This is a genomic window from Streptomyces sp. NPDC107562, from assembly GCF_055657325.1.
This window is the reverse complement of record NZ_JBVKBE010000017.1, coordinates 1-19,410: the sequence shown is the minus strand read 5'-3', so window position 1 is coordinate 19,410 and position 19,410 is coordinate 1. Positions and strand designations below refer to the sequence as shown.

Annotated in this window: 20 protein-coding genes; 8 read left to right on the top strand and 12 right to left on the bottom strand. The window is 72.3% G+C overall.

What is annotated here, in order from left to right:
- Positions 1–5 precede the first annotated feature (5 nt).
- The 5 genes from ACZ7LV_RS33370 to ACZ7LV_RS33350 form a co-directional block, all read right to left on the bottom strand.
- Complete coding sequence (locus ACZ7LV_RS33370; RefSeq protein WP_471944958.1) at positions 6–776, bottom strand: globin domain-containing protein; 771 nt, start codon at positions 774–776, stop codon at positions 6–8.
- A 73-nt stretch (positions 777–849) separates the two neighbouring features.
- On the bottom strand, positions 850–1,563 hold the full coding sequence (locus tag ACZ7LV_RS33365) for an ABC transporter ATP-binding protein (RefSeq protein ID WP_471944956.1): 714 nt from the start codon (positions 1,561–1,563) through the stop codon (positions 850–852).
- A gap of 91 nt (positions 1,564–1,654) precedes the next feature.
- Positions 1,655–3,100 carry an ABC transporter permease gene (locus ACZ7LV_RS33360; RefSeq protein WP_471944954.1) on the bottom strand — a complete coding sequence of 482 codons (1,446 nt, stop codon included), beginning with the start codon at positions 3,098–3,100 and terminating at the stop codon, positions 1,655–1,657.
- 144 nt (positions 3,101–3,244) lie between these two features.
- The gene (locus tag ACZ7LV_RS33355; RefSeq protein ID WP_471944953.1) at positions 3,245–4,495 is read right to left on the bottom strand and encodes a L,D-transpeptidase; all 1,251 of its coding nucleotides are present in this window, start codon (positions 4,493–4,495) and stop codon (positions 3,245–3,247) included.
- 239 nt (positions 4,496–4,734) lie between these two features.
- The gene (locus ACZ7LV_RS33350; RefSeq protein ID WP_401672529.1) at positions 4,735–5,079 is read right to left on the bottom strand and encodes a hypothetical protein; all 345 of its coding nucleotides are present in this window, start codon (positions 5,077–5,079) and stop codon (positions 4,735–4,737) included.
- Positions 5,080–5,189: 110 nt separating this feature from the next.
- Between ACZ7LV_RS33350 and ACZ7LV_RS33345 the strand changes: the two genes are divergently transcribed.
- Positions 5,190–5,582, top strand: coding sequence for an LPXTG cell wall anchor domain-containing protein (locus ACZ7LV_RS33345; RefSeq protein ID WP_471944951.1), 393 nt, complete (start codon positions 5,190–5,192; stop codon positions 5,580–5,582).
- Positions 5,583–5,667: 85 nt separating this feature from the next.
- Positions 5,668–6,486, top strand: coding sequence for a hypothetical protein (locus ACZ7LV_RS33340; protein ID WP_471944949.1), 819 nt, complete (start codon positions 5,668–5,670; stop codon positions 6,484–6,486).
- Positions 6,487–6,539: 53 nt separating this feature from the next.
- Here ACZ7LV_RS33340 and hutH read toward each other — a convergent pair whose 3' ends face one another.
- The 3 genes from hutH to ACZ7LV_RS33325 form a co-directional block, all read right to left on the bottom strand.
- The gene (gene hutH, locus ACZ7LV_RS33335) at positions 6,540–8,078 is read right to left on the bottom strand and encodes a histidine ammonia-lyase (RefSeq protein ID WP_471945194.1); all 1,539 of its coding nucleotides are present in this window, start codon (positions 8,076–8,078) and stop codon (positions 6,540–6,542) included.
- Between the two features lie 117 nt (positions 8,079–8,195).
- The gene (locus ACZ7LV_RS33330; RefSeq protein ID WP_471944948.1) at positions 8,196–9,338 is read right to left on the bottom strand and encodes a GGDEF domain-containing protein; all 1,143 of its coding nucleotides are present in this window, start codon (positions 9,336–9,338) and stop codon (positions 8,196–8,198) included.
- Positions 9,339–9,857: 519 nt separating this feature from the next.
- Positions 9,858–10,658, bottom strand: coding sequence for an enoyl-CoA hydratase/isomerase family protein (locus ACZ7LV_RS33325; protein WP_471944946.1), 801 nt, complete (start codon positions 10,656–10,658; stop codon positions 9,858–9,860).
- Between the two features lie 226 nt (positions 10,659–10,884).
- On the opposite strand from ACZ7LV_RS33325, the gene ACZ7LV_RS33320 reads away from it, so the two are divergent.
- The gene (locus tag ACZ7LV_RS33320) at positions 10,885–12,201 is read left to right on the top strand and encodes a hypothetical protein (protein ID WP_471944945.1); all 1,317 of its coding nucleotides are present in this window, start codon (positions 10,885–10,887) and stop codon (positions 12,199–12,201) included.
- Between the two features lie 12 nt (positions 12,202–12,213).
- Here the strand turns inward: ACZ7LV_RS33320 and ACZ7LV_RS33315 are convergent, their stop codons facing one another.
- Together ACZ7LV_RS33315 and ACZ7LV_RS33310 are read right to left on the bottom strand one after the other, a co-directional pair.
- A complete protein-coding gene (locus ACZ7LV_RS33315) occupies positions 12,214–13,320 on the bottom strand; it encodes an adenylate/guanylate cyclase domain-containing protein (RefSeq protein WP_471944944.1) in 1,107 nt (368 codons plus the stop codon).
- Positions 13,321–13,412: 92 nt separating this feature from the next.
- A complete protein-coding gene (locus ACZ7LV_RS33310; RefSeq protein ID WP_401672512.1) occupies positions 13,413–14,276 on the bottom strand; it encodes a biotin--[acetyl-CoA-carboxylase] ligase in 864 nt (287 codons plus the stop codon).
- Positions 14,277–14,386: 110 nt separating this feature from the next.
- On the opposite strand from ACZ7LV_RS33310, the gene ACZ7LV_RS33305 reads away from it, so the two are divergent.
- Positions 14,387–15,988, top strand: a complete 1,602-nt coding sequence (locus ACZ7LV_RS33305; protein ID WP_471944942.1) for an acyl-CoA carboxylase subunit beta — start codon at positions 14,387–14,389, stop codon at positions 15,986–15,988.
- Positions 15,989–16,013: 25 nt separating this feature from the next.
- Entirely contained in the window at positions 16,014–16,223 is a 210-nt protein-coding gene (locus ACZ7LV_RS33300; protein WP_471944940.1) for an acyl-CoA carboxylase epsilon subunit, read from the top strand.
- Here ACZ7LV_RS33300 and ACZ7LV_RS33295 read toward each other — a convergent pair.
- Complete coding sequence (locus ACZ7LV_RS33295) at positions 16,208–17,350, bottom strand: SGNH/GDSL hydrolase family protein (protein ID WP_471944938.1); 1,143 nt, start codon at positions 17,348–17,350, stop codon at positions 16,208–16,210. The two genes, ACZ7LV_RS33300 and ACZ7LV_RS33295, sit on opposite strands and share 16 nt — an antisense overlap.
- A gap of 121 nt (positions 17,351–17,471) precedes the next feature.
- On the opposite strand from ACZ7LV_RS33295, the gene mmpB reads away from it, so the two are divergent.
- Together mmpB and ACZ7LV_RS33285 are read left to right on the top strand one after the other, a co-directional pair.
- Positions 17,472–17,600, top strand: a complete 129-nt coding sequence (gene mmpB / locus ACZ7LV_RS33290) for a morphogenic membrane protein MmpB (protein WP_471945192.1) — start codon at positions 17,472–17,474, stop codon at positions 17,598–17,600.
- A gap of 31 nt (positions 17,601–17,631) precedes the next feature.
- A complete protein-coding gene (locus ACZ7LV_RS33285; RefSeq protein ID WP_401672498.1) occupies positions 17,632–18,252 on the top strand; it encodes a Maf family protein in 621 nt (206 codons plus the stop codon).
- On the opposite strand, the gene ACZ7LV_RS33280 is transcribed toward ACZ7LV_RS33285, so the two are convergent.
- Positions 18,221–18,709 (bottom strand): hypothetical protein, encoded by a 489-nt coding sequence (locus tag ACZ7LV_RS33280; protein WP_471944936.1) that lies wholly within the window; start codon positions 18,707–18,709, stop codon positions 18,221–18,223. The genes ACZ7LV_RS33285 and ACZ7LV_RS33280 overlap by 32 nt on opposite strands.
- Before the next feature lie 377 nt (positions 18,710–19,086).
- On the opposite strand from ACZ7LV_RS33280, the gene ACZ7LV_RS33275 reads away from it, so the two are divergent.
- On the top strand, positions 19,087–19,410 hold a 324-nt coding region (locus tag ACZ7LV_RS33275), incomplete at its 3' end, for a biotin carboxylase N-terminal domain-containing protein (protein WP_471944934.1).

Genomic DNA, 19,410 nt, shown 5'->3' with positions numbered 1-19,410 from the left:
GCGTCTCACGCCCGACGGGGCGGCGCCATCCCCCACCCCCACCGGGGCACCGGCTGCTCCCCCGGCGCGGTCGCCGTCGCGGACGAGAAGTGGACCGCCAGCCTGGTGCCCCACTCCACGTAGGCGAGGAACGCCGAGCGGAACTCCGCGTCCGTCGGCAGGCCCGCCTCGTCCGCGGCGTCCTGGACGAGGTCGACCCAGCGGCGGCGCTGGGTTTCGGTGAAGCCGCGGCCCATGTGCTTGGCGACCATGTGGCCGTGGCCGCCCTGGGTCCCGGAGTAGGCGGGCGGGCCCCCGAAGACCTCGGCGAACCACAGCGCGACGTGTTCGGCGTGCTCGGGCGGCAGGTCCGCGAAGACGGGGGCGAGGACGTCGTCCTCGACGACCTTGGCGTAGAACGCCTCGGTGAGCCGGGAGAAGGCCTCCGCGCCGCCGGCCCACTCGTAGAGGGTGGGCAGCGCGGACCCGGCGCCGCGGACGGTCGTCGGCGTGTAGTGGCGCATCTCGTCGATGGCACCGATGTAGGGGCGGATCTCGGCGAGGAAGTCGGGGAAGCTCTCCGAGGTGCGAAAGCCCTCCAGGTGGTCCTCAGTGGAGGTCCACACGATGCGCACGACGTAGTGCTCGAAGTCCTCCTCGCAGCGGGCCAGCTCGTAGTCGACGCACTGCGGGGCCTCGGCCAGGTGGACGGCGGCGCGGGTCCAGGCGGCCAGGAACTCCGCGGACCGCTGCTCGGAGATGCGGTACCTGATGTATTCGACCGTATGGGCAGTCATGTGCTCACCGAAGCACGAAAGCCCGCCGGAAGCAGGACTTCCGGCGGGCGCTCGCCGACGGCTCCGGGAGCCGCTACGGGTGGGTGTTCTCCCGCACCGTGTTCTCCCCCACCGTGTTCTCCCGCACCGTGATCCGGCCCTTCCTGATCGTGGCCACCCGCGGGGCCTTGCGCGCGAGGGCGGAGTCGTGGGTGACCATGACGAAGGTCAGCCCCAGCTCCTTCCACGTCCGTTCCAGCACGTCCATGATCTCGTCGCGCGTCGACTCGTCGAGGTTGCCGGTCGGTTCGTCGGCCAGCAGCACCTTCGGCCGCTTCACCAGCGCCCGCGCGATGGCCACACGCTGCTGCTGACCGCCGGACAGCTCCCCCGGCAGATGCCCGAGCCGCTCACCGAGCCCCACCGACTCCAGTGCCTCGGCGGCACGTTCGCGCCGCTCCCTGGCCTTGATGCCGAGAGGCACGAGGGCGGTCTCGACGTTCTCCTGGGCGCTGAGGGTGGGGATGAGGTTGAAGGTCTGGAAGACGAAGCCGATGCTCTCGCTGCGCACCCGGGTGAGCCGGGCCTCGGGCAGCCGGGCCAGGTCGGTGCCGTCGAGGGCGACCTCACCGGAGGTGGGCCGGTCCAGTCCGCCGAGCATCTGCAGCAGCGTCGACTTGCCGCCGCCGGTGGGGCCCTGGATGACCAGCCGGTCGCCGTCGGCTACGACGAGGTCCACGCCGTCCAGCGCGCGCACGGTGTCCTTGCCCCGGCTGTAGTGCTTGGTGACGCCTTTGAGTTCGTACATGGTGGTGCAACTCCTGGGATGCGTTGGGGTGGTGGCCGGTGGGCGCGGCGGCCGGGCGGCGCTCGGCGCGCCGAGGGGTGCCGGGGGGCGGCTACTCCACGCGCCGCAGGGCGTCCGCCGGGCGCAGGCGCGAGGCGCGCCACCCGCCGAACGCGCCGGCGACGAGCCCGCCGGTCACGGCCAGCCCGACGGCGAGGGCGATGGTCGCGACGCTGACGGGGGCCGTGAGGACGACGTCGAGGGTGCGGGCCGCGGCCTGCCGCGCCGGGCCACCGCCGAACCCGCCGCCGGGGCCGGCCGGTCCGCCCCCGCTGCCGCCGAGTTCGGCCCGCAGGGTCGGGCTGACCGCGGTGACGACGTACGCCCCCACGAAGCCGAGCGCGATCCCGAGCGCACCACCGACCAGACCGGTGACGACGGCCTCGCCGACCACCTGCCGGGTCACCCGCCCCGACCGCCAGCCCAGCGCCTTCAGCGTGCCGAACTCGCGCACCCGCCGGGACACCGCGGAGGACGTCAGCAGCCCGGCCACCAGGAACGCGGCCGCCAGCACCACGATCGAGAGCCACTTGCCGACGCTGCCGGCGAGGTCGGAGGCGGTGGACAGGGAGCCGGAGACGGTGTCCGCGAGGTCGGCGGAGGTCGTCACGGTCGTCCCCGGGATGTTCTTGCGGATCTCCGCCTTGACGGCGTCGATCCGCTGGGAGTCGGTCGCCTCGACGTAGATCGTGGTGACCTTGTCCGCCGCGTCGGCGAGGGTCTGGGCCTGCTGGAGGGGGATGTAGAGGTTGGCCGCCGCCTCGCCGCTGTCCGGGGTGGCGATGCCGATGACCTCGTACGTGACGCCCTTGACGGTGACCGTGTCGCCGACGGCCAGTTTCTTCTCCTTGGCGTAGGAGGCGTCGGCGACGGCGACCTCGGCGTCGGTCTCGGCGGCCTTGAAGGACCGGCCATTGGTGATCTTCGAGGAGGTCAGCGGGCCGAGCGCGGGTTCGGTGACGTCGGTGCCGAAGACGGTGTAGCTGTTGACGCCGAAGTCGGCGCCGCCGCCCTGGACCCGGCCCTCGCCGGGCTGGCCGGAGGGCCCGCCGCCGGCACCGCCGCCGCCCTGCTCGATCCGGCCCCGGGTGAATTCGCCGCTGACCTTGAGGACCTGCAGGCTCAGGCCGCCGACCGCGTGCGAGACGCCGTCCTGCGAGCCGACCTTCGCGACGGTGGTGCTCGCGAGCGTCTCGAAGCCCTGGACCATGACCCGGTCGCTGCTCTGCTCCTCGCCGGAGTCGCTCTCCCGCGCGTCGAACCGGAACCGCGGCCCCTGCGCCTGCCCCTCCTCGGCGGGGTCCGCCGCCTTGGTGACGGTCATGTCGGTGCCGAGGCCGTACAGCGACTGCAGGATCTTGTCCTGTGCCTGTCCCATGCCGGACGACACGGAGGTGACGACGATGACCAGCGCGATGCCCAGCGCGAGTCCGGAGGCGACGACGAGGGCCGCCCTTCTGCGGCGGCGCAGTTCGCGCCTCAGGTAGGTGAAGAACATGCGCCGCAAGTTAGGGACGCACCGTGATGGTCGAATAAGGCAGCGATAAAAGAAGGATGAGAAGCGGCGGGGACGTCGCCGGGAAAGGCCGAAGGCCGCCCGGGGCGGGCGGCCTTCGTCGTACGGGGGTGTCGCGGAGCGGGCTCAGACGGCGGAGCCGGCCTTCCACTGCTCCCAGCTCATGTTCCAGCCGTTGAGGCCGTTGTCCGGCGCGATCGTCTTGTCGCCCGTGTTCTGGACGACCACGACGTCACCGACGATCGAGTTGTCGTAGAACCACGCGCCCTCGGTCTTCGGGTCGTTCGCGCCCTTGCTGTCGTTCAGGCCGACGCAGCCGTGGCTGGTGTTGACGTTGCCGAAGATGGAGTCGTCGCCCCAGTAGTTGCCGTGGATGAAGGTGCCGGAGCTCGACAGCCGCATGGCGTGCGGGACGTCCTTGATGTCGTACTCGCCCTTGCCGTCGTCGTCGGTGAAGCCGACCGTCGCACCGTTCATCCGGGTCTCCTTGAACTTCTCGGAGATCACCATCTGGCCCTCGTACGTCGTGTTCTCGGGCGAACCGGCGGAGATCGGGATGGTCTTGACGACCTTGCCGTCCTGCGTGACCTTCATCTGCTTGGTCTGCGCGTCGACGTAGGAGACCTGGTTGCGGCCGATGGTGAAGGAGACGGACTTCTGCTGGACGCCGTAGACACCCTCGGCGCCCTCGACGCCGTCGAGCGCCAGCTTCAGCGTGACCGTCGAGCCCTCCTGCCAGTAGTCCTCGGGGCGGCAGTCCATGCGGTTGGCGTTGAACCAGTGGCAGGCGACCTCCTGGCCGCCGCTGGTGGTGACGGTGATGCCCTTCTGGACGTCCGCCTTGTTGGTGATCGCCTTGTCGAAGTTGATCGAGACCGGCATGCCGACGCCGACGGTGGTGCCGTCGTCCGGCGTGAAGGAGCCTATGAAGCTGTTGTCCGGGGAGACCGTGGTGAAGGAGGCGTTCTCGTGGGCCTCCAGGCCCTCGGCGTCCTCCGCGGTCACGGCGATCTTGTAGCGCGTGGAGCGCTCCAGCTGGGCGCTGGGCTTCCAGCTGGTCTTGTCGGCCGAGATCTCACCCTCGACGGCGCCGCCGTCGGCGGTCGTCATCGTCACCTCGGTGAGCGTTCCCTTGCTCACCGTGACGGCGGCCGAGTTGTTGATGGAGGCGTTGGCCGAACCGTCCTTGGGTGTGATCTTGATCTGGGCCTCCGAGGTCTTCTGCGCCGCCGCCTCGTCGACCTTGGACTGCGAGCTCTCGGTGCCGCCGTCGCTGCCGGCGGCCTCTTCGCCGCTGGAACACGCCGAGAGCACCAGCACGCCACCGAGCAGTACGGACGCGGCCGACAGGCCCCTGCGCCGCTTACTGTTCGTCATCACACGCTTCTCCATCGTTGCCGAATCCCCAGAACCCCGAGAGTCCCCGTCCAGAGTCCCCATCAACCCATACCCACGCTACGACCGGTTCGTCCCGTTCCACATGCCTTCGATGTGTGGGCCACACCACGTCCGCGGGGCCTGTGGCCCCTGGTGCGGATGTCGAAGCGTGCGCCCCTTGAGACGAACGAACCCCGGGCGGTGGTTGCCGCCCGGGGTCACGATTTCCCCAAGCCGCGTCAGCCGACCCGCTGTTCTTCTTCGTCGTCGTCCACATCATCCTCGTCGAGGTCCCAGTCCGGCGAATCAGGGTCGTAGTCCACCTGTTCGCTGCTCCAGGAGGCCTGTTGGAGCTCGATCCCGGGCACCTCGCTGACCAGGTCGAACGGGTCCACGAGATACGCCAGTGCCTCCGCGGTGTCTTCCGTCACAGCGCTCTCGGCGTGTACCCGCTCCTCGGCCGGCATATCGGCGTCCTCGGAGATCCGACGCCGCGCCGCGCGGGTCACGGCCTCCGCGTCGTCGATCTGGAGGACGAGTTCCACCCGAAGCCGTACATAACCTGCTGTCTCTGGAGTGCTCATGCCCGGAGCGTACGGCCAGGGGGCCCCGCGACTTTCCCACGACCCGCGCCTTTCACTAGCATCGGCCCACACGGCCAATTCGCCAGCGTCACAAGGGGGATCGATATTCCGTGTCATCCGCTCGCCGTCCGTTGCTGACCGCCACCGCCGCGGGCACCCTGCTGGGGGCCCTGTGGTTCGTCCCCTCCGCCAACGCGACATCGGACGGCCCGCTGAGAGAGCAGGCCGTGGCGGTGATGACGCAGGCCAGGGCCACGACCACGGACACCTCCACGACCACGGACCCGGGCTCGGCCGCCGACGCGGACACCGCCACCGGGTCGCGGACGGAGACGGGGACCGAGAGCGGGGCCGAGTCCGCGATATCCGTGGACGGCGGGACCCGGCTCGCCGACACCGGCAGCTTCGACAGCACCCCGTACGTCCTCGGCGGCGCGCTCTGCCTCGCGCTGGGCGCCGGATTCGTCGCGTACTCGGTGCGCCGCGAGCGTCTCGGGTTCTGACGGGGCGCCGCGTCGGAGGCGCCGCGCGTCAAAAGCGCGAAAAGTTCGCTTGACGCGCTCTTGACCTGCGTCGCATAGTCCGATCATGAACAGAACATCGGGTGCGCGGTGGTGCGCCACGGTCGCCGTGGGAGCGCTCTCGCTCGCCCTCCTCACGGGTTGCGCCGACAGCGGTTCAGACGACTCGAAGGACTCCAAGGGCTCCAAGGGCTCGGACTCCTCGTCCTCGGCCGCCCCGGCCCAGAAGGCCCTCGGCACCGCCGAGTTGCAGAAGCTGCTGATCGCCCAGGGCGACGTCGACGGGTACGAGGTCAAGCCACCGGACGCCCAGCTCCCCGCCTCCAAGAGCGAGGTGAAGGTCGACAAGGCGGAGTGCGAGCCGCTCGCCTACGCGATGAGCGGTCTCGCGCCGGGCGAATCGGCCGGGGACGCCCGCATCATGGCGACCCAGAAGAAGTCGCCCACCGACACGGCCTCCCAGTCCATGCAGGACATGACGGAGGGCGAGTTCGAGGACGCGTTCTCGGACGCCCTGAGCATCGACATGACGGCCGTCGGACTCTCCTCCTACGAGGGTGACGGCACCGCGGCGACCTTCACGTCCGTCTCGGACGCGATCACCGCCTGCGCGGGCGGCTTCACCCTCACCACCAAGGGCACCGCCCAGAAGGTGGTCGAGGTCGCCACGGAGAAGGGCTCCGGCACCGGTGACGAGTCGGTGGCGTTCTCGGCGTCCGTCGAGATGGAGGGCCAGGACGCGCCCGGCACGGTGCACGCCGAGGTGGTACGTCACGGCGGCACGCTCACGACGTACTACACGATCAACATGGGCGCGCTGCTGACCGGCAAGGCGTACGAGATCCCCGCCCCGGTGGTCCAGGCCCAGGCCGCCAAGCTCACGTAACGAACCGCGGGGCCCCGGCGGACGTGCGCCGGGGCCCCGCCGTCTCCCCAGGGCTACCGCAGCGGCCCGGTGACCGTCTGCACCGCCTCGACGAGCCGCCCGTCCCGCACGAACGCCTCGGCCGCCGCCAGGTCGGGGGCGAGGAAACGATCCGGCCCGGGGCCGGTCACACCGGCGGCCCGCGCGGCGTCGATGACGGCCCGGGTGGCCGGCGCCGGGGTCAGGCCCTCGCGCAGCTCGACGGCGCGGGTGGCGGCGTAGAGCTCCACCGCGACGACCCGGGCCAGATTGCCGACGGCCGTACGCAGCTTGCGCGCCGCCGACCAGCCCATCGACACATGGTCCTCCTGCATCGCGGAGGACGGGATCGAGTCCGCGGACGCCGGTACGGCGAGCCGCTTCATCTCGCTCACCAGCGCGGCCTGCGTGTACTGGGCGATCATCAGCCCGCTGTCCACCCCGGCGTCGTCGGCGAGGAACGGCGGGAGCCCGTGACTGCGGTTCTTGTCCAGCAGCCGGTCGGTGCGCCGCTCGGCGATGGACGCGAGGTCGGCGGCGGCGATGGCGAGGAAGTCCAGCACGTAGGCGACCGGGGCGCCGTGGAAGTTGCCGTTGGACTCCACCCGCCCGTCGGGGAGCACGACGGGATTGTCGACGGCGGCGGCGAGTTCGCGGTCGGCGACGAGGCGGGCGTGGGCGAGGGTGTCGCGTCCGGCACCGGCGACCTGGGGCGCGCAGCGCACGGAGTAGGCGTCCTGGACGCGGGGCGCGTCGTCCTGGTGATGGCCCGTCAGTCCGGAACCCTTCAGCACGGCCAGCATGTTGGCGGCGCTGTCGGCCTGACCGGGGTGCGGGCGGATCGCGTGCAGTTCGGGGGCGAGGACCTTGGCGGTGCCGAGCAGGGCCTCCATGGACAGGGCCGCGGTGACGTCGGCGGACTTGTAGAGGGTGTCGAGGTCGGCGAGGGCCATGAGCAGCATGCCCAGCATGCCGTCGGTGCCGTTGAGGAGGGCGAGGCCCTCCTTCTCGCGCAGTTCGACGGGCGCGATGCCGTGCGCGGCCAGCAGCTCGCCGGCGGGCCGTACGACGCCGTCGGGGCCCTCGGCGTCCCCTTCGCCCATCAGGGTGAGGGCGCAGTGCGACAGGGGCGCGAGGTCGCCGGAGCAGCCGAGGGAGCCGTACTCGTGCACGACGGGGGTGATGCCGGCGTTCAGCACGTCGGCCATGGTCTGCGCGACCTCGGGGCGCACACCGGTGTGCCCGGAGCAGACGGTCTTCAGCCGCAGGAACATCAGCGCCCGGACGACCTCCCGCTCGACGGCCGGGCCCATGCCGGCCGCGTGCGAGCGGACGATGTTGCGCTGGAGCTGGGTGCGCAGCTCCTGGCCGATGTGCCGGGTCGCCAGGGCGCCGAAGCCGGTGGAGACGCCGTAGACCGGGTCGGGCTTGGCCGCGAGCGCGTCCACGATCTCGCGGGCCGCGGTGAGGGCGGCCACCGCCTCGCCGGAGAGTTCGACGCGGGCGCCGGCGCGCGCCACGGCGAGGACGTCGGACGCGGTGACACCGGACGTCCCCACCACCACAGTGTGCATATCCATATTCAGGAGCGTACGCAGTGAATTCGGCGATGTCACGAGTGGGGGCGGGATGTGACCCTTACCGCCCGATGCGTGTGGCTCCGTTCCGGACGCCGTCGCAGCGGCGGTGACTCACTCGCGGCCACGGAAGCGGCGGCGCTCTCCGGCGGGACCCTCGGGGGGCGCGTCCGCGAGGCGCACGACGGGGTCGTCGGGGCCCTCACGGCCGGCCACCACCGCCCTGGCGGCGCGGACTCCCTTGGCCCGGTACTGGGCGGCGTCCGCGAGCCGGAAGAGCCGGCGGGCCGAGCGGACCGGGCCGATCGGATCCGCGGTGGACGCGACACCGCAGGCCACGCCGTCGCCCAGCTCCATCTCCGCGGCCCGGCGGCACAACTCGTCGGCGACCTTGACGACGTCGTCGGCGGACGGGCCGACGGCGAGCAGGCAGAACTCGTCGCCCCCGAGGCGGGCGGCGAGGGTGCCGGGCAGCATGGCGCCGCACAGGGAGAGCACGGAGCCGAAGCGTTCGAGGAGCCGGTCGCCGACGGCGTGCCCGCGGGTGTCGTTGACGCGCTTGAGGCCGTTCAGATCGCAGACGACGAGGCTCACCACCACCCCGTCCCCGCGGTGCCGCTCGACGGCCTCCTCCAGGCGCATGTCCACGGCACGGCGGTTGGCGAGGCCGGTGAGGGAGTCGGTGAAGGCGAGCCGCCGGGCCTCCTCCAGGCGCTCGGTCTGCGCGATGCCGGCCGCGACGACGGCGGCCAGTACGGTCGCGAAGTCGGCGTCGCCGCGGTCGAAGACCGGGACGCCGAGGGGCCGGGCGACGTACAGCTCGCCCCAGGCGCGGCCGTGCAGGACGACGGGGGCGACGACACAGCAGCCCCGGCCCCTGCGCCGCAGGGCGGCGACCCGCTGATGGCAGAAGCCGGCGCTGCCCGTGGTGGGGCCCTCGGCGGTCTCCACCCAGGCGTCGGGCTCACCGCCGCCCGCCCACCGCTCGTGCAGGAACTCGGTGATCTCGGCGAACTGGTGCACCGGGTAGGTCTCGTCCTCCGGGAACTCCTCCTCGTCCTCCACCCGCTCGCCCACGTTGACCAGCACCCGCAGCTGCCCGAGGTCCCGCTCCCACACCGAGAGCGCGGCGAAACTCCCGTCCAGCGCCCGGCACGCCCCGAGCGCGGCGGCAGCCCACGACTCGCGCACCGACTGCGCCGCAGCCATCCCCTGCGCCAACGCCACCACAGCCGCGAGCCGGCTCTCCACACCCATCTCCCCAGGCTAGGGAGATTCGTGAGAAATGGGGATGTTTGCGGTGCGGCGGGGTGAGAGGACACGGGGGGAGGTTTACGGGGCCGCGAGCGGCGCGGGGCGCGGACCGGGCGGCGGGCGCTGGGCGCAGGCTCGGGCGCGGGCGGCGGGCGCGGGCCGGCGGCAGGCGCTGGGCGCGGGCCCGGGCGACGAGGGGCCGGCGGCGGGCTCGGGCGGCGGGCGACCGGCGGCGGGCGCGGGCTCGGGCGACGGGCGAACGGCGGCGGGCGCGGGCCCGGGCCTGGGCGGCGGGCGGTCGAGTTGCGGGAGCCGCACCGGGCATGGCGCCGGGCTCCCGGGCACGGCGGGGCGTTGATCTTCCAACACCTCCGGACACGGCACCACGCCGAGGACCCGAGCCCCACGGGGCACCGAGCGGCGCCGCGTCGACCTTCCGAGCGCCGTCGGGACTCGCAGCACGCCGGGCTATGTGGGCGCCGCGCCCGGCGAGCACCACCTGGGGCCGGCACGACGTGGGGCTTACTCGCCCGGCCACTGGGGCTTGCGCTTTTCGTTGAAGGCGGCGACGCCCTCCGCGCGGTCCCCCGAGAACGCCACCGAGCGCCATGCCGCGTCCTCGACCTCCAGGCCTGCCGGCAGGTCCAGTCCGTGGCCGAGGCGCAGGGCCCGCTTGGCCGCGCGCAGGCCCACCGGGGAGTTCGCGGCGATACGGGAGGCCAGCGCCAGCGCCTCCTCCCGGTCCCGGCCCTCCTCCACGAGCACGTCCACCAGCCCCAGCTCACGCGCCTCGGCCGCCTCGACCCGCCGCGCGGAGAAGATCAGCTCGGCGGCCCTCGCCGCCCCCACCCGCCGCGGCAGCAACTGCGTACCGCCGCCCCCGGGAATCACGCCCACCGACACCTCCGGCAGCCCCACCACCGCCGTACCGTCCGCCACGATCACGTCGCACGACAGCGCCAGCTCGAAGCCACCGCCGAGCGCGAAACCGTGCACCGCCGCCACCGTCGGGACCGGCAGTTCCAGCACGCCGGTGTACGCCCCCCGCGCCACCGGCCGCTGCCGTACCAGCTCGGCGTCGCTCAGCGAGTTCCGCTCCTTCAGGTCGGCCCCCACACAGAACGCCCGTTCGTGCGTGGACGTCACCACGACCACCCGCACCTCCCGGTCCGCGCCCAGCGACGCGCAGGCCCCGCCGATCGACCTGGCCATCTCGGTGGACACCGCGTTCATCGCCTTGGGCCGGTCGAGTGCCAGCTCCGCGACGTGCCCGTCGTCGTGCCGCCGTACCAGCACGAACTCCCCGAACCGCTCCTCGCTCATGACACCCTCCCGGTTAACGCGGGTTAACAAGACTCGTCCCGATCATTCCAGCCCCGCCCCTCCGGGGGAAGGCCGGGCCCGACGCGCGCCCGGTTCCCGGATCACCCTCCGACACCCCGTTCGAGTGACATGACGCCCGACTCGCTCCCCTGCCCCCGGGGGAACGCATAGCGTGCGAGCGCCATGGCGCGCGGGGGGCGCCGGCGCGCATCGGGGAGGGACCGGCATGAGGACCGACACGCCGACGGGCATCCCGTCGAGGAAAGGCCGAGCGAACGGCCAGAGAAGCACCGCCCAGGAACGCGGTGAGGGGGGCACCCCGAAAGACGGCCAGGGCAGTGCCTCGAAGAGCGCCCAGGGCAGCACCCCGAAGGCCGGACCAGGAGACAGCCGGAAGGCCGACCCGCCCGGTCCGCGGAAGAACGAGCAGGCGAACCCCGCGAAGGAGCCCCAGGGGAACAGCCCCGCAGAGGCTCTGCGCACGCGCCTGAAGGCCACCCCACCGAGCCCTCGGCCCACCGCACCCGCCCCACCCGCACCCCCACCCGCACCCGCACCCGCACCCGCCAAACCGACCGGCCCACCCACCGGTCCGGCACCGGAACCGCAGAACGCCGGACCCACCAGCCCCACGACCGCGCCCCACAACGCCGGACCCACCAGCCCCGCCAGCCCGGCGAACGTCCGACCCACCGGCCGCCCCGACAACCCACCCACCGGCCCCACCGCGATCCCACGCCCCACCCGGCCCACCCTGCTCGTCAAGACCGCAGCCGACCCAAGCAGCACCCGGCCCACCAAGCCCATCGCCGCCCCCAAACCCGCGCGGCAGAACAGTCAGGGCAGTGACGCGACGCAGCGTGCCCCCCGTGAGTCGCCGGACGCGCCGCCCCGCGCGGGCGCCGTCGGGGGCGGCGAGGACAAGGTGTCCGCGGCCGCACCGCCGGGTGCCTGGAGCGCCGGCACGCGGGGCCGGCACCGCAGGCCCCGTGCCCGCAAGGTGCTTCTCCTGGCCGCCGCCGCTCTCGTCCTGGCCGCCGGTCTTCTGAGCGTCGTGCGCCTGGCACCGGACTCCGGACACGGCGGACCCGGAACTGCGGCGGCCGGACCCACCCCGGACGCGGCGGTCAGCAGCGGGCAGCCGGCCGACACCTCGGGCGGTGCGTCCAGGGGCGACCGCACGACGGACCCCGCCACCCCCGGCTCCCTGAGCCGGCCCGGCACGCCTCACGCGTACGGCACGACGCCCACCGCGCCGGCCTCCCCGCATGGCTCCTCGCGCCCCCAGGGCGACACTCCGGGCCTGGCTCCGGACACCGCCACGACCCTTCCGGATGCCCCGGACACCCCGCAGACGCCCGTCTCCCCCGCCCCCGGAGGAACCGGCGGCACCGGCCACACCCCACCGTCACCGCGCCCGCCGACCACCGGCCCGGCCCCCGCGCCGACACCCGCCCCGAGCGCCCCGGCCCCGCAGCCCGACCGGCCCGGTCTCTGCGTGCCGATCCTCGACCTGTGCCTGGGCCCGCTCCTCGGACGGTGAGGCGGGGTCCCGCTACGGCGCCCCGTCCCGCCGGGTGAGCAGCCACGGCTCGACCACGCCGAGGCCACGCACCGGCCGCTGCCACATCGGCTGGAGCCCGAAGCGGTACGTCGGCGGCTCCTCGCCCTCCTTCTCCGCGGCAGCCGCGGCCTCGGCCGCCTCCGCCTCGGAGGCCGGCGCCTCACCGCTGCGGATCAGCTCCTCGGCGAACGCGCTGTCGACCAGGACCGCGTCCCGCGGCGCTATGGACGTCAATCGCGAGGCCAGGTTCACCGTCGTTCCGAAGACATCACCCATACGGGTCGTCACCGTGCCGAAGGCGATGCCGACCCGCAGCTCGGGCATCGTCTCGTCGTTCGCCAGGGTCTCGATGAGCCGCAGCGCGATCTCCGCGGCGACACCCGAGTCGTCCGCGGCGTACAGCACCTCGTCGCCCAGCGTCTTGATCAGCCGGCCGCCCCGCGCCGCCACCAGGTCGGCCGCCGTGGTCTCGAAGGCCTCGACCAGCTCGCCGAGTTCCTCCTCCTCCAGACGGCGGGTCAGCCGGGTGAATCCGACCAGGTCGGCGAAGCCGACGGCCAGCCGCCGGTCCACCATCTCCTCGTCGTCCCCGGCCTGCACGACCCGCCCGGTCGCCGCGGCGAGCTGCCGTCGCCAGACGTAGACGAGGAACTCCTCCAGTTCCGGCAGGAGCAGCTCGACCAGGGGATAGGTGACCTCGGTGCGGGTCATGCCGGGTTCGGGCGGCTCGGTCAGGCCCTCCAGGAAGGAGTCGATCTGCCATTCCGCGAGGCGGGCCGTGGTCTGTCCGGTGGAGCGGGCGACCTGCACGGCCATCGCCTCGCTGAGCAGTCCCGCCTCGACCAGACCGGCCAGACGCCGCAGCGCCAGTACGTCCGCCTCGGTGAGCGCCTTGGCCTGCCCTATGTCGGCGAAGCCCATGGCGCGCCAGAAGCGGGAGGCCAGTTCCATGGACACACCCGCGCTGCGAGCCGCCTGGAACGGTGTGTAGCGCCGCTCGGCGCCCAGGATGAGCCCTTCGAGCCGCAGGGCGAGCGGGTCCTCGCCGGAGTCGGCGCCCTGCGGGTCCGTGCCGGAGCCCGTGTCGTCGACGGTCACGCCTGCTGCCCTTCCGATCTGCCGCGGTCAGGTATCGACCGGGCCCAACTTTACGTCAGCTGTGCCCCAGGTCACTCCCTCCGGCACTGCGGTCAAACCCCCCTCAAGTGCACGATGTCACCGGCGCCGACCGGCTCCTGCACGCCCTCCGGTGTCGCCAGCACCAGCCTTCCGTCCCCGTCCACCGCGACCGCCTCTCCGACGATCGACCGGTCTCCCGGCAGTTCTGCGCGGACCACCCTCCCCAGCGTCGCGCACCCGGCGGCATACGTCTCCTGCAAGCCGCTGGAGACCGGATCGCCGCCGGCGGTCCGCCACCGCCGGTACCACTCCTCCAGCGAGCGCAGCACGGCCCTCAGCAGCGGGTCCCGGTCGGTGTTCACCGCTTCGGCCAGGGCCAGCGAGCCCGCCGTGGGCACCGGCAGCTCCTTCTCGCGCAGCGTGACGTTCAGGCCGACGCCGATGACCACGCCGTCGTCCACCGCCCGCTCGGCGAGGATGCCGCCGGCCTTGCGCTCCTCGCCGTCGACCGTCACCAGCAGGTCGTTGGGCCACTTGAGTGCCGTGTCGACGCCGGCCGCTCGCGACAGGCCCGTGGCCACGGCCACGCCGGTGAGCAGCGGCAGCCAGCCCCAGCGGGCCACCGGGATCTCCGTCGGGCGCAGCAGCACGGAGAAGAACAGTCCGGAGCGCGGCGGAGCCGTCCACCGGCGGTCCAGCCGGCCCCGCCCCGCGGTCTGCTCCTCGGCGATCAGCACCGCCCCCTCCGCCGCCCTGCCCTCGGCGGCCCGGGCCACCAGGTCGGAGTTGGTGGAGCCGGTCCGCTGCACGACGTGCACCTCGGACCACAGGCCGTCCTCGCGCACGAGCGCCTTGCGCAGGGCCGTGGCGTTCAGCGGCGGCCGGTCCAGGTCGGTCCAGCGGTTGCTCGGGTCTGAGGCATCTCGGGGCGTCATGCAAGCCACCCTAGGTGTGGTAAACGCCGCACTGCCGATCGATAGGCACCCCACTACGCTACGGATGAGTAACCGTCCCCCCTTTTGAGCAGGCAGGGAGCCGCATCCCGATGTCCGAGCCGGAAGAGCTTCAAGAGCGTCACGAGATCGACATCCACACGACCGCGGGGAAGCTCGCGGATCTCCAGCGCCGTATCGAGGAAGCGACGCACGCCGGCTCCGCTCGCGCCGTCGAGAAGCAGCATGCGAAGGGCAAGTTGACGGCGCGTGAGCGGATCGCGCTGCTGCTCGACGAGGATTCCTTCGTGGAGTTGGACGAGTTCGCCCGGCACCGCTCCAGCAACTTCGGCCTGGAGCAGAACCGCCCCTACGGCGACGGCGTGGTGACCGGGTACGGCACCGTCGACGGCCGTCCCGTCGCGGTCTTCTCGCAGGACTTCACGGTTTTCGGCGGGGCGCTCGGCGAGGTCTACGGGCAGAAGATCGTCAAGGTGATGGACTTCGCGCTGAAGACCGGCTGTCCGGTCATCGGCATCAACGACTCCGGTGGCGCCCGGATCCAGGAGGGCGTGGCCTCGCTGGGGGCGTACGGCGAGATCTTCCGCCGCAACACCCATGCCTCGGGTGTGATTCCGCAGATCAGCCTGGTCGTCGGGCCGTGCGCGGGCGGCGCGGTGTACTCGCCCGCCATCACCGACTTCACGATCATGGTCGACCAGACCTCGCACATGTTCATCACCGGCCCGGACGTCATCAAGACCGTCACCGGTGAGGACGTCGGCTTCGAGGAGCTGGGCGGCGCCCGCACCCACAACACCGCCTCCGGCGTGGCCCATCACATGGCCGGGGACGAGAAGGACGCCATCGAGTACGTCAAGCAGCTGCTGTCGTACCTGCCGTCCAACAACCTGAGCGATCCCCCGGCGTTCCCGGAGGAGGCGGACCTCGCGCTCACCGACGAGGACCGCGAGCTGGACAAGCTGGTCCCGGACAGCGCGAACCAGCCTTACGACATGCACACGGTGCTCGAACACGTCCTGGACGACGGCGAGTTCTTCGAGACGCAGCCGCTGTTCGCGCCGAACATCATCACCGGCTTCGGCCGCGTGGAGGGCCGTCCGGTCGGTCTGGTCGCCAACCAGCCGATGCAGTTCGCGGGGTGCCTCGACATCGCCGCCAGCGAGAAGGCGGCGCGGTTCGTGCGGACCTGCGACGCGTTCAACGTCCCGGTGATCACCTTCGTCGACGTGCCCGGCTTCCTGCCCGGCGTCGACCAGGAGCACGACGGCATCATCCGCCGCGGCGCCAAGCTGATCTTCGCCTACGCGGAGGCCACGGTCCCGCTGATCACCGTCATCACACGCAAGGCCTTCGGCGGCGCGTACGACGTCATGGGCTCCAAGCACCTGGGCGCCGACCTCAACCTGGCCTGGCCGACCGCCCAGATCGCCGTGATGGGCGCCCAGGGCGCCGTGAACATCCTGCACCGGCGCACCATCGCCGAGGCGGACGACGTCGAGGGCACCCGGGCGCGGCTCATCCAGGAGTACGAGGACGCGCTCCTCAACCCCTACGTCGCGGCCGAGCGGGGTTACGTCGACGCGGTGGTCATGCCCTCGGACACCCGCAGCCACATCGTGCGCGGTCTGCGTCAACTGCGCACCAAGCGGGAATCCCTGCCTCCGAAGAAGCACGGCAACATCCCCCTGTAGACGACCCCGAGCTGCTGGAGCAGAAATGACGATCAAGGTCGTACGGGGCAATCCGACCCCGGAGGAGCTGGCCGCCGCCCTGGCGGTGGTCCGCGCCCGCGCCGCGGCGGCGTCGGCCCTGCCGCCCGGCGCGCCCCGCCCGCGGGACTCCTGGTCCGACCCGGCCCGCCTCGCCGCCCAGCACGCGCCGCACGTGGGCCCGACGGCCTGGGCGCGGACCTACTGGCCGGCCTGAAGCACCTCGGCGACGGCTTCGGCCATCACCGCGTACCCCGCGTCGTTCGGGTGCAGGTGATCGCCGAAGTCGTACGCCGGGTGCAGCCGGTCCGGGTCCGCCGGGCCGGCCAGGGCGCGGCGCAGGTCCACCACCGCGTCGTACTCCCCCGAGCTTCTGATCCACTCGTCGATCTCTCGGCTCACCCCGGCCGCGCGCCGGCCCCAGTGGTCGGAGCCCGCGAAGGGTGCCAGGGTCGCGCCGACCACCCGTAGCCCCGCCCCTCTCGCCTGGCGTATCAGCTCCCGGTGCCCGGCGACGAGGTCCGCGGCCCCCAGCACGGGAGCGGGCCGGTACGTCGGCTGCTCGTCCGTCTCGCTGAAGCCGATGTCGTTCACTCCCAGCAGCACGACCAGCGTGTCCACGCCCGGCTGGTCGAGGACGTCCCGCCGCAGCCGCCGTACGCCCTTCTCGCCGTACCAGGCGGAGTCGTTGAGCAGCAGGTTCCCGCCGATCCCCGCGTTGATCACCGGCCGTCCGGTGCGTCGGGCGAGGGCGTCGGACCAGCGGCGGTCGGCGCCCGGGGTGGAGCCGAAGCCGTCGGTCAGGGAGTCGCCGAAGAGGGCGATCCCGTCGGTGCGCCCGGCGTCGACCTCGACGGCGGTGAGGAAGTACCAGGACTCGCTCACCGCGTCGAAACCCGCCCCCGTGACGTCGGAGAGGAGGTCGCCGGGGCCCCGGTGACCGGCGGTGAAGGCCTGGGCGTGGAAGGTCGCGGGTCCCGTCACCGCGTCGAAGTACAGCGTCACTGCGACCGCCTCGCGCGCGTCCACCGCCAGTTCCACGGCGTCGCTCAGCAGCTGCCCGCGCGCCGGTATCACGGCGTCGTGGGCGCCCGCGAAGGTGAGCCGGCGGATCGAGCCCGGCGCGACGGCGGCACCGCCGGCCGTACGCGCCACCGTCGCGCCCGCGACCCGCACGCAGGAGGTGCCGTAGGCGTGGGACAGCCGCACGCGCAGCCGGCCGCCCCGGGCCGTGAGCCGGACCACCTGGCGCAGCGACTGACGCCAGAAGCCCTCGCGGGACCAGTTGGGGGTGAAGCCTTCGCTGGGGACCTGGGGCGAGGCGGTCCAGGCGGTGGTGAACATGGCACGACCCTTCAAACGGGACTGGAATTCCTTTAGCTTAACGGAATCCCAGAACCGTTTATTCACACTTGAGTACGCGTACTCAGGCGCGGCCGGGCGTCGCGGACCGACGATCGAAGGCATGCTGTGGTCCGACCCGGAGAACGAACCGCCGAAAGAACTGCGCGACATGCAGGTGATGTTGCGACGGCTGGGCGTTCTCATGGCGCTGGCCATGGTCCTCGCGATGATCGTCATCGGCCTGGGATGAGCCGTTCGGGTCACGCCGATACGCTGACCGCATGACAGATCAGCCGCGCCGCCGACTCGTGCTCGCCTCCCAGTCCCCCGCCCGGCTCGGGCTGCTGCGGCAGGCCGGGCTCGCCCCCGAGGTGATCGTGAGCGGGGTCGACGAGGACGCCGTGACCGCGCCCACGCCCGCCGAGCTGGCGCTCGCCCTGGCCGAGGCGAAGGCCTCCGTCGTGGCCGCCCGGCCCGACGTCAAGGGCGCCCTGGTGATCGGCTGCGACTCGGTGCTCGACCTGGACGGCCAGGCGCTCGGCAAGCCCGCCGACGCCGAGGAGGCCACCGCGCGCTGGAAGGCGATGCGCGGCCGGGCCGGGACGCTCCAGACCGGCCATTGCGTCTACGACACGCTGAGCGGGCGATACGCGTCCGCCACCGCCTCCACCGTCGTCCGTTTCGGTGAACCCACGGACGCGGAGGTCGCCGCGTACGTCGCCTCCGGCGAGCCCCTCCATGTCGCCGGGGCCTTCACCCTGGACGGCCGTTCGGCGCCGTTCATCGACGGCATCGACGGCGACCACGGCAACGTGATCGGGATCAGCCTGCCCCTCGTGCGCCGCCTGCTGGCGGAACTGGGGGTCGGAATCACGGAGTTGTGGGCGACGGCGGAGGGCTGACCGGAGCCTCGTCGGCGCGGCCGGCGTCGTCCCCGGCCTTCGGGGCCTCCCCCGGGACGGGCCGCTCCTGGGCGTCGTACGTCATCAGGAGCAGCACGATCAGGCCCATCACGACCATCATGAACAGGAACGCGTTCTCGCCCACCAGGCCCCAGGAGACCGCGCCCAGCACGCCGTGCACCACGGCCGCGCTGATCAGCAGGACACGCCCGAGGCCGGCCGGGGCACGGTCGCGTACGGCGACCAGCAGGGCGATCACGCCGCACAGGGCGAAGTAGAGCCCGAAGAGCACGCCGCCGATCTTCGAGGACAGGGACATCACGTCCGGGTCGAGGCCCGCCAGGGACATGTCCTGGTTGTCGACCATCATGCCCATGATCCACTGCAGCGCCGCGACGCCGAATCCCTCGACGACGAGCAGCAACGCCACGATCCACGCCACCGGCCTGCGCACCACCGGTCCCCACCCACTTTCGACCGCCGTACCGCCACAGGGGGCCGTTACCCCGAGTACGTTCGAGTACATCGCGCACGCTACTAACGGGTAAACCGCGGGACAAGGGTTCCGCCGCGGGCAAAGAATCATTGGGCCATTCGTAGGGACTCCACAAAGAAACGGAGTGGGGCGCGGCACGCTCTCACAGAGACCTTGACCACATGGTAGGGCTAGGGTTTTCCGCAGGAGTCCCGCGTAACGCGCCGCGACAAGGGATTTCGCGGGTCGAGCAAGCCTCGCATCACGCTCCGTGTGGGCAAGCTCACCATTGGGGACGGGTCGAAGTGCCGTGTCGGCAGTCCCTAAACTCGGCTTGTTTCAAGGAGGGAGCCTCAATCGTGCGCAAGGTGCTCATCGCCAACCGTGGCGAAATCGCTGTCCGCGTAGCCCGGGCCTGCCGGGACGCCGGTATCGCGAGCGTGGCCGTATACGCCGACCCGGATCGGGACGCTCTGCATGTCCGCGCCGCGGATGAGGCGTTCGCCCTGGGTGGTGACACCCCCGCCACCAGCTACCTCGACATCGAGAAGGTCCTGAACGCCGCCCGCGAGTCCGGCGCCGACGCCATCCATCCGGGCTACGGGTTCCTGTCGGAGAACGCGGAGTTCGCGCAGGCGGTGCTGGACGCGGGGCTGGTCTGGATCGGGCCGCCGCCGCAGGCC